The organism is Mesorhizobium sp. M7A.F.Ca.CA.002.15.2.1, from assembly GCF_003998715.1.
In the GTDB taxonomy this organism is placed as follows: Bacteria; Pseudomonadota; Alphaproteobacteria; order Rhizobiales; family Rhizobiaceae; genus Mesorhizobium; species Mesorhizobium ciceri.
The window spans coordinates 1-8,387 of the sequence record NZ_RZPI01000191.1 but is presented as its reverse complement, the minus strand read 5'-3'; the positions used below and the strand labels follow the sequence as shown (position 1 = coordinate 8,387).

The window sequence follows — 8,387 nt, the reverse complement described above, 5'->3', positions numbered from 1 at the left end:
GCTACCGCACCTTGGTCACCGTGCTGACCAAGCGCATGGCCGAGGATTTGACCGAGTATCTGCATGAGCAGGGCATCCGCGTCCGCTACATGCACTCCGACATCGATACGCTGGAGCGCATCGAGATCCTGCGCGATCTGCGCCTCGGCGCCTTCGACGTGCTGGTCGGGATCAATCTTCTGCGCGAAGGCCTCGACATTCCCGAATGCGGCTTCGTCGCCATTCTCGACGCCGACAAGGAAGGTTTCCTGCGATCGGAAACCTCGCTGATCCAGACCATCGGGCGCGCCGCCAGAAACGTCGACGGCAAGGTCATCCTCTATGCCGACCAGGTGACCGGCTCGATGGAACGGGCGATGGCCGAAACCAACCGTCGCCGCGAAAAGCAGATGGAGTGGAACGCGGCCAACGGCATCACACCGGAATCGGTCAAGTCGCGCATCTCCGACATTCTCGATTCGGTCTACGAGAAGGACCACGTCCGCGCCGATATCTCGCAGTTCACCGACGGTGCCGGCGCCATGATGGGCAACAACCTCAAGGCCCATCTCGACGCGATGGAAAAGCAGATGCGCGATGCCGCGGCCAATCTCGACTTCGAGAAGGCGGCCCGCATCCGCGACGAAATCAAGCGCCTGCGTGAGATGGAACTGTCCATCTCCGAAGACCCGCTGGCCAAATACGCCGACATGGAAAGCCCGGCCTCCGGCCGCGAAAAGGGCAAGCACAACAAGGGCGTGGCCAAACATCGTACAGCAGAGGAACAGGAGCGTTTTCGCAAGCTCGACGCAGCGCGTGCCGCCGAAGAGGCAGCCAAGGCTGCCCGGCCCAACCTCTTCCGCAAGCCTGATCTCGACGAGATGGGCGCCGATGGCACTGTGCCGGTGAAAAAGCCGCTGTTTTCGAAACCCTCGATCGACGACATGGGTCCAGGTACCGACATGCCGACGCCGGCCGGCGCGGTGTCGCGCTCGCTGTTCAAGAAACAGTCGGCATCCGAGGCACATGGTTCCGATTTCGGCATTCCCGGGGACGCCACAAAGCCGCTGTTCAAGAAGAACTCGCTGGACGAGATGACGGTGCGGCGGACGGAAAAACCGATCGAAGGAAAAGTGCCGGCCAAGCCGCAGCCAATCTCCCCCCTCGTGGGGGACGAATCCGCCAAGCCAGTTGTTCGCCAGCGAACAGGCATTGGCTCCTACGAAGACCCCGCCGACGCCCGTCGGGAAAAGCGCCGGCCGGGTAAGACGGGTAGGCCGGGAAAGTAGCGCCTTCCCCTTCTGGGAGAAGGGGAAGGGAAGCGCTCCGCCGCCGCCGCATTCCGCCGACCCACTTGCCACCAGCCCCGCCTTTGGTGTAATCGCTCCGCATACTCAACGTCTTGTCTCGAAAGGAGGGCTCACGTGTTTACGTTTCATCGTCACCATCGTCAGCGTGGCCCGATTTCTGCCCTGCGAGCTTGCTTGCAGGGCTGACCAGGGACGGTCCGGGTTTTTCCCGCTTCGATTTTTTGGTCTGCCCTTCGTGGTGCGTAATGCCGAGCCTGATGGCCGGAAAGCGCACCGTCAAAGTGGACCGGAGTAGTCTCCGGCAAGACCAGAGAAATCAAATGGCCCTGATCAGCCTCAAATCCCTCGGCGTCACCATGAGTGCGCCGCTGTTTGCCAATCTCGACCTCACCATCGGCACCGGCGACCGGCTCGGCATTGTCGCCGCCAATGGCCGCGGCAAGTCGACTTTGCTGAAATGCCTGACCGGCGGGATGGAGCCGACCTCCGGTGACATCACCCGCACGCGCGGCCTGCGCGTCGGTCATGTCGAACAGTCGGTTGCCCCGGTCCTTCGCACCCGTACGTTCCGGCAGGTGGTGGCGGATGCCTTGCCGTCCGAGCAGGCCGAAAGCGAGATGTGGCGTGTCGACGTGGTTCTGGATTCACTCGACGTGCCCGAGCCGATGCGCGAGCGGCCAATGCAGGCGCTGAGTGGCGGCTGGCAGAGGCTTGCGCTAATCGCACGCGTCTGGGTCACCGATCCGGACGTGCTGTTGCTCGACGAGCCGACCAACCATCTCGACCTTGTCCGCATCAGCCAGCTCGAAACCTGGCTGAACACGCTGCCGCGCGAGGTGCCCGTCGTCATCGCCAGCCACGACCGCGCCTTCCTCGACGCCACCACCAACCGGACCCTATTCCTGCGCCCGGAACAGTCGCCGGTGTTTGCCCTGCCCTACTCCCGCGCCAGGCAGGCGCTCGACGAGGTCGATGCTTCGACCGAGCGCAAGTTCCAGCGCGACATGAAGGTGGCGCAGCAATTGCGCCGGCAGGCGGCCAAGCTCAACAACATCGGCATCAATTCGGGCAGCGACCTTTTGACGGTGAAGACCAAGCAGCTCAACCTGCGGGCCGAAAAACTGGAAGAAGCGGCCGCACCGGCGCACCGCGAAAAGTCGGCGGGTGCCATAAAACTGGCCAATCGCGGCACCCACGCCAAGGTGCTGATCACGCTCGACGACGCGGCTGTGGAAACACCCGACGGCACCCCGCTGTTTCGAACCGGCAAGCGCCATATCTGCCAGGGCGACCGCATCGTGCTGCTCGGCCGCAACGGCGTCGGCAAGTCGCGCTTCGTCACCCTGATCCGCAATGCCATTGTCGAACCGGACACGGTGCCGAATGTGAAGGTGACGCCGTCGACGGTGCTAGGCTACAGCGACCAGGCGCTGTCGGGCATCAGCGGCGACGACACGCCGCTGATGCTGGTCTCGCGCCGCTACGATGTCGGCGAGCAGCGTGCCCGCTCGCTGCTGGCAGGCGCCGGCGTGGTCATCGAGATGCAGGAGAAAAAGATCGGTGCGCTGTCCGGCGGCCAGAAGGCGCGGCTGATGATGCTGGCGCTGAGGCTCGCCAATCCCAACTTCTATCTGCTGGACGAGCCGACCAACCATCTCGACATCGACGGCCAGGAAGCCCTGGAAGCGGAACTGCTGGCACATCAGGCAAGCTGTGTGCTCGCCTCGCACGACCGCTCCTTCATCCGCGCCATCGGCAACCGCTTCTGGCTGATCGAGAAACGGCGGCTGACCGAAGTCGAAGACCCAGAGGATTTCTTCCGCTCGGTGGCGGAGGGCGCTGGCTAATCGGTGAACAAAACTGCCGATGAAGTTCCGGCCTGTCGAGCGCAGGCCGGAGTTTCGTATCATGTTACGAGACGTCTTCTTGACTTCCGAAGCGTATCATGCCATGGTACGCCACTCGGGTCGGCAAGGTGATAAGCTCCTCCAAAGACAAGACCAGCGAAGCCGTTTCGAACGGCAAGGCTCCGAAGGGCTTCCCATCGGACCTTTGTCCGCTCAGCCCAGCGGAAGCTGTTCATGATCGACAACGCCGCCGAACTGTCGAATCTGAAGACGCCTCCCGGCAACAGGCTTGAGCCGCTGAAAGGTAACCGTGCGGGCCAGCATTCGATCCGCATCAACGATCAATTCCGCCTCTGCTTTAGGTGGGTGGAAGGGCAAGCGGAGGATGTTGAAATCACCGACTATCATTGAAGAGGGTTCAAAATGCTGAACATCAACCCACCTATCCATCCCGGAGAAATTCTCCGTGAGGAATATCTCGTGCCGCTCAATCTGAAGCCTTACACGCTGGCCAAAAAGCTGCATGTGCCCCGCACACGCATCGAGCGCCTGGCCAGCGAGACGACACCGGTAACGCCCGACACCGCTTTGCGCCTTGCGAAGTTCTTCGGAACCACGCCGCAGTTCTGGATGAATATGCAGGCGAGCTACGACCTCGCCGTAGAGGGAGAGGCGAAGAAGGCCGATCTTGAAACAATCGAACGTCTACAAACCGCGGCCTGAAGTAATCGCGTTAGCAACAACCCGCTTCAAGCAGGCTACGGAGCTAGCGATAAAAAAATCTCGACGATCTGTCGGATAGCCTCAGCCCGCCGCGTCCTTGGGATGCCGACACGATGATGCCGGCCCAACCCAGGAGAATTATCATGTCGGTTCTTTCGTCCATCGGTCGCATCGCAACCCGGTATGCGGCAGCGCGCGCTCGTCACCGCAGCGAACGCGTCCTGCGTTCACTGCCTGCCTCGCTGCGCAAGGATATCGGGTTTCCGGACGTCTTCGATGCGCAAAACGGCCGCCGCCCCTGACCTCGCGGGGCGCCAGTCAGTCATGCGTATCGCCCGAAAGCGGCGTCGCCTTCATCGATACGCGTTTTTCGAAAGCCTCGAACCAGCGCGTCAGCAGTGCCCGTGAGCGAAAAGGCGGAAGGTGACGGAACGCCATCCAGGACAGCGCGGTGGCCAAGGCAATGTGGCCGATATGGAGCGGCGCCTCGTCGTCCAGCGTGCTCTCGATCCAGTCGTAGCTCGCCTCGATCTTTTCCCGGTATCCGTCGGCGAGAGCACCATAGCGCAACTTTTCGGGTCTCCTTTCCGTCTCCCAGCGCAAGGCTATACCCGTCTGCGCCAGGCCCTGGGCGACCGCCTGCAACCGCAATGCCTGCCAGCGCGCCTCGCCGTCCTGCGGCAGCAGCTTGCGACCGTCATGCAGCGTGTCGAGATAGGCGCAGATGACATCGGAATCGAAGATCGGCGACGCGTCGGGCCGCAACAGCACCGGCACTTTGCCGAGCGGGTTTTCGGCGTAGACGCGGGCATTGCGCAAGGTCGGACTGGTCTCGTGATGAATGACCTCCAGCCGATCGGCAATGCCAACCTCGTGGGCGAAGACGAGCGCCTTGCGCGCGAAGGGTGAGTGGGTCTGATAGTAGAGGATCATTGTCGTCCCAGGATTTGAAGAGGCGTTCGCCTGATCCATCTGTTCTAGCCTGCGAGCCGAGAGAATTGCGCTCTGATTGGGCGCGGTCGACGCAAGTTCGTTTCACGCCTCTCGTCCAACTGCGGCTGCGTGGACTGTCCAGGGCCGGTCGGCCAAAAAAATCTGCCGGCCATGTAGGAACGCCGGCACCTCATCCGTCCTTTGGCTCGCAAGGCCAAACGCAAAGAGGAACAACAGATGACCGATCAGACCCCCGTTCAGCCCGCGGCCAAAGTGCTCGGCGGATTGACCCCCTATCTGCAGCTGGATGGCGCCTTCAAGGCTGCCGAATTCTACAAGAAGGCCTTTGGTGCCGAGCAGGTCTTTGCCTATCCGGCGGACGAAAAAGGCCGCACCATGCACATCCACCTCCACATCAACGGCTCGACGCTGATGCTCTCCGACTTCTATCCCGAAAACGGCATGCCTGCCGTCAAGCCGCAAGGTTACACCATGCAGCTTCACCTCGGCAGCGACGACATCGAAGCCTGGTGGAAGCGCGCCGTCGATGCCGGCTGCGAAGTCGCCGTGCCGCTCCAGATCATGTTCTGGGGTGACCAGTGGGGCAATATGCGCGACCCGTTCGGCGTCGAATGGGCGATGAATGCGCCGGTCAAGAAAGCCTGATTTATCGCCAATGGCGAAGTCCCTCACCGGCTGGCGTCGGTGAGGGATTGTGAACTTCCAGGAGGAGACCCACAATGTCCTATGTCGATGGCTTCGTGCTTGCCGTGCCCAAGGCAAATCTCGATAACTACAAGAGGCTGGCCAACCTCGCAGGCCCTATATGGATGGAACACGGCGCGCTCGCCTATGTCGAATGCATCGGCGACGACGTGCCCTATGGCGAGGTCACTTCGTTCCCGCGCGCCGTGCAGGCCAAGGACGACGAGATCGTCGTCTTCGCCTGGGCCGTCTATGAGTCGCGGGAGAGCCGCGATGCCGTCATGGCCAAAGTGATGGCAGATCCGCGCCTGAAGGCCGATTGGGCGGACATGCCGTTCGACGGGAAGCGCATGATCTTCGGTGGCTTCAAGCCATTCATAGAGCTTTGAGCAGCCGGTAGCAGATTGGCAGAAGCCCCTCAGCTTCGTCATCCTAGGACGAAGCAGGAGCGAAGCTCCGTCGCGAAGGCCTTAGGATGACGACGCGGGTGCTTAGGCCAATCTCTAAGGCCACGATCAGCTAGAGAGCGTTGCGCTAATCCAGCCTGTCCAGAAGCGGCTTCAGCCGGTCACCATAGCGCTTCCATAGATCGACCGACCCCTGATACATCGGCTGGCGCACCTGTGCGGCTGAAGCCGTGCGCACCGGTCGGTCGGTCTCGTGGAACGATAGTGCCGCGTCGTCCCAGGGCAGGCCGAGATGGGCGATCAATGCCCGCGTCTGGCCTTCCTGGTCGGCGACAAAATCCTCGTAGCGTACATCGTGCACGACGCCTGGCAGCACCGTGTGCCAATGCTTCATGATGTCGGTGTAGAGATTGTGGAAGTCGGCGAGCTCGCCGAGATCGTAGCCATAGCGATGGCTGTCGCCGCGGAAATGCACCTTGTAGATCGACAGGCAGGTGGCCGCCGCATCGCGCGCGCAGTGGATGATCCTGGCCTTCGGCATCATCATGTGGATGAAGCCGACAAGCAGGAAGTTGCCCGGCATTTTGTCGGTGACGTGGCGCATGTTCGGATAGCGGGCATGGAGCATGTCGAGATAGGCTTGGCCTGCCTCGGCAAAATCCGAATCGCCCGTATCCGATACGCCCCATGGGAAGCCACCCGGCATGGTCGCCGGGAACTGCCTGCCGACCGCCTTCTTCAATATGCTGAGCTCGCCTGCGCCATAGACCTGCGGATGGCTGGCGATGATCTGCTCGACCAGCGTCGTGCCCGAACGCGGCATGCCGACAATGAAGATCGGCGTGTCGTCGCTGATTGAGCTGGGCCTGTGCTTCTCGAAGAAGCCGGCATCGAAGGTGGCCTTCATCGCCTCGAACTCGGCCCGCGTCCTGGCCTGGTCGTAGTCGATGCCTTTGCGGCGGATCGCATTGCCCTCGGCGAAATAGTCGAAGGCCCGGCCATAATCCCTGAGATCGTCATTCGCCTTGCCGAGTCCGAAGGACAGTTGCATGCGCGCCAGGCTGTCCTGCGGCGCCTTGGCATGCTGGGCTTCCATGCCCCCAAGCTCGCTGTCGCGCTCCTTCTGGCGCTTGACCTGCGTCAGCATCAGCCAGGCTGTGGCCATGGCGGGGTTGATCGCCAACGCCTGCCGGAACAGGTCGGCCGCCTCGTCGAGCTTGCCCTTTTCCATCAACCCGACGCCGAGCCCGTGCAGCAGGTCGGCATCCTTGGGTCGGATCGCCAGCGCTTCGCGGAAGGCAGCCAGCGCCTCATCCAGCCGCCCGGCTTCCTGCAGGGTTTCGGCAAGCCCGATGCGGGCGCGCACATGAAATGGGTTGCGTGCAACCGTGCCGCGATAAATCTCTTCGGCCTCTTCGAACTGGCCGACCTGTTTCAGCGATGAGCCGAGATTGTCGCGCGCCGCGAGTTGGTCCGGCCGCAGATCCACTGCGCCGCGGAAGAAATCGATGGCCGCAGCAGGGCGGCCGAGGTCGCGCATCACCGTACCGAAATTGTTGAGGAAATCGGGATTCGTCGGCTGCAGGCTCACCGACCGTTCGATGAGATCCAGCCCTTCTTCGCTGCGCCCGGTCTGGTGAAGCAGCAGTCCCAGGAAATGCGCCGCGGCCGCGTGCTTGGGCTGACGCGCCAGCACCTGCCGGTAGATCGTCTCAGCCTCTTGCCGGCGCCCGGCCTGATGCAGTTGCAACGCCTGCTGCACATACTGGTCGAGGCCCAGCGGCGGCTGTCCGCCTGCGCCAGACCTGGCTCCCGCACCCGCCGCTCGTCTTTGATCTCTGTTGATGGGAAACCTACCGTGTTTTATCCGCCTGTGGCGATCTAGGCCATCGGCGCCGCAGGTTCAAGGCTTCGCTTGCTGTCTCGTCCTTTCGTCGGTGCGGAAAGATCAAATCAGCACACCGCGATCCGGCCCCAGCAAATCTGGCTCGAGGCCACGGAGCGCGCGTTCATCGATATCAACTCGGCCCGCTCAACGCTCGTTCGTGCCCGCGAACTTGGCCACGCAGTGGCAATCGACGACTTCGGCACCGGCTACTCCAGCCTGTCCTATCTCGAGGGGCTGCCGCTCGATGCGCTCCTAATCGACAAATCGTTCATCGATACGATCAGCACGAATTCCGCCACCAATTCCGTCACCGCGCATATCATCGACATGGCCAAGACACTAAAGCTGAAGATCGTTGCCGAAGGCGGGGAAACGCAGGCGCTGGCCGACCACCTCGCGGCACGCGACGTCGACTACGGCCAGGGCCGGCTGTTTGCCAGACCCATGCCCGCGTCCGAGTTCATCGCCGACTGTGTTCATCGCCGACTGTCGCCAGGTGAGCCGACGGCTTGATGCTTGTCGTCCTCAACGAGGCGCAGCGTTCTCAGCACGGCCCGTCGCCAACGACGCGATAGTCCGCGGCACGGGCTTCGCA

The 8,387-nt window shown here is 62.3% G+C and carries 8 protein-coding genes and 2 pseudogenes; 8 read left to right on the top strand and 2 right to left on the bottom strand.

The window, feature by feature from the left end:
• The 5 genes and pseudogenes from ENZ74_RS13325 to ENZ74_RS13305 form a co-directional block, all read left to right on the top strand.
• Positions 1-1,268, top strand: a 1,268-nt coding sequence (locus tag ENZ74_RS13325) for a helicase-related protein (RefSeq protein WP_206522277.1), incomplete at its 5' end; no start/stop codon positions are given.
• A gap of 341 nt (positions 1,269-1,609) precedes the next feature.
• Positions 1,610-3,136: an ABC-F family ATP-binding cassette domain-containing protein gene (locus ENZ74_RS13320; protein WP_063168833.1), complete on the top strand. Its 1,527-nt coding sequence runs from the start codon at positions 1,610-1,612 to the stop codon at positions 3,134-3,136.
• A gap of 128 nt (positions 3,137-3,264) precedes the next feature.
• Positions 3,265-3,547, top strand: a pseudogene (locus tag ENZ74_RS13315) (type II toxin-antitoxin system RelE/ParE family toxin).
• 12 nt (positions 3,548-3,559) lie between these two features.
• Positions 3,560-3,859, top strand: coding sequence for a HigA family addiction module antitoxin (locus tag ENZ74_RS13310; protein ID WP_027039367.1), 300 nt, complete (start codon positions 3,560-3,562; stop codon positions 3,857-3,859).
• Between the two features lie 143 nt (positions 3,860-4,002).
• Positions 4,003-4,161: a hypothetical protein gene (locus ENZ74_RS13305; RefSeq protein ID WP_013530026.1), complete on the top strand. Its 159-nt coding sequence runs from the start codon at positions 4,003-4,005 to the stop codon at positions 4,159-4,161.
• Between the two features lie 16 nt (positions 4,162-4,177).
• Here ENZ74_RS13305 and ENZ74_RS13300 read toward each other — a convergent pair whose 3' ends face one another.
• On the bottom strand, positions 4,178-4,792 hold the full coding sequence (locus tag ENZ74_RS13300) for a glutathione S-transferase (RefSeq protein WP_063168834.1): 615 nt from the start codon (positions 4,790-4,792) through the stop codon (positions 4,178-4,180).
• 237 nt (positions 4,793-5,029) lie between these two features.
• On the opposite strand from ENZ74_RS13300, the gene ENZ74_RS13295 reads away from it, so the two are divergent.
• Both ENZ74_RS13295 and ENZ74_RS13290 read left to right on the top strand, forming a co-directional pair.
• On the top strand, positions 5,030-5,458 hold the full coding sequence (locus ENZ74_RS13295) for a glyoxalase/bleomycin resistance/extradiol dioxygenase family protein (RefSeq protein WP_013530024.1): 429 nt from the start codon (positions 5,030-5,032) through the stop codon (positions 5,456-5,458).
• 74 nt (positions 5,459-5,532) lie between these two features.
• A complete protein-coding gene (locus ENZ74_RS13290; RefSeq protein WP_063168835.1) occupies positions 5,533-5,886 on the top strand; it encodes a DUF1428 family protein in 354 nt (117 codons plus the stop codon).
• Between the two features lie 145 nt (positions 5,887-6,031).
• Here ENZ74_RS13290 and ENZ74_RS13285 read toward each other — a convergent pair whose 3' ends face one another.
• A complete protein-coding gene (locus ENZ74_RS13285; RefSeq protein ID WP_244514230.1) occupies positions 6,032-7,654 on the bottom strand; it encodes a sulfotransferase in 1,623 nt (540 codons plus the stop codon).
• A 195-nt stretch (positions 7,655-7,849) separates the two neighbouring features.
• Here ENZ74_RS13285 and ENZ74_RS13280 point away from each other — a divergent pair.
• Positions 7,850-8,305, top strand: a pseudogene (locus ENZ74_RS13280) (EAL domain-containing protein); the annotation flags it as partial.
• Positions 8,306-8,387: the final 82 nt, after the last annotated feature.